Origin of the sequence: Winogradskya humida (assembly GCF_016862215.1) — a bacterium.
GTDB lineage: Bacteria > Actinomycetota > Actinomycetes > Mycobacteriales > Micromonosporaceae > Actinoplanes > Actinoplanes humidus.
Map to the genome: position 1 here is coordinate 1 of NZ_BOMN01000177.1, position 1,075 is coordinate 1,075.

The window sequence follows — 1,075 nt, forward strand, 5'->3', positions numbered from 1 at the left end:
CGGTTGATCCAGGCGTGGTCGGGCAGGTCGAGGATTTTGGGCAGGACGTTGGCGGTGGTGAACCGTTCGGGGTTCGCCGTCCGGGCTGTGGTCAGGGTCTGTTCGCGGGTGTCACGAACGGTGTGGTGCCGGCCGTGGTGGACCTCCGCGGGGGTATGCAGGCCGATCCCGGAATGCCGGTGGGCGTGGTTGTACCAGGTCACGAATTCGGTCATGAATCTGCGCGCTTCGGCGAGGGTGGCGAACCGGTCCGGGAAGACCGGTGCGTACTTCAACGTCTTGAACCATGCTTCGCTGTAAGGGTTGTCGTTACTGACTTTCGGCCTCGAATGCGACCGTGTCACGGTCAGATCCTCGAGGAGTTCGGCCACCGATTTCGAGGTCATCGACGTGCCTCGGTCGGCGTGCACGACATGCGGGACACCGTGGGTGTCGAACACCTCCCGCATCATCGACTTCGCGAGAGGCCCGGACTCGCGCGCGTGCACGCGGGCACCGACGATGAACCGGGAGTAGATGTCGACCATGACGTAGGCGTTGTAGTAGACGCCTTTGGCCGGGCCGGCGAGTTTGGTGATGTCCCACGAGTAGACCTGCCGCGGCCCGTCGGCGACCAACTCCGGACGGGTGCGAGTGGGATGCCGGGCCAGCCGTCGGCGTTCGGCCACCTGCCTGTCGGCACGCAGAATGCGATACATCGTCGCGATCGAGGCCACATACACACCCTGATCCAACAGGGCGGCAAAGATCTGGGCCGGGGCCGCGTCGACGAACTCCGGACTGTCCAGCACGGCCAGAACCTGATCCCGCTCGACCGGGCTCAGCGCGTTCGCCGGCACCCGCGGTGTCCGGCGTGACGGACTCGCCCGGCGCCTATCACGATCCGCTGACGCGCGGGCGATCCCCGTCATCGCCGCTGCCTGCCGGGTGGTCGTGCCTGTCCCGGTCAGCTGCGCGAAGGCGTCCATCAGTGTCTGCCGAGCCCGAACACGTCCGGACCGTCCGGCTCGCTCCTGGAGATGTCCTCCAAGAGCTCGCGCGCTTTTCCCATAATCGTCAACGCCGTCTCCGTGCG

At 66.2% G+C, this 1,075-nt stretch carries 1 protein-coding gene; it reads right to left on the bottom strand.

What is annotated here, in order from left to right; all coding sequences use genetic code 11:
• Positions 1-968: IS3 family transposase (locus tag Ahu01nite_RS50050; RefSeq protein ID WP_203843844.1), on the bottom strand; the 968-nt coding region annotated here is incomplete at its 3' end.
• Positions 969-1,075: the final 107 nt, after the last annotated feature.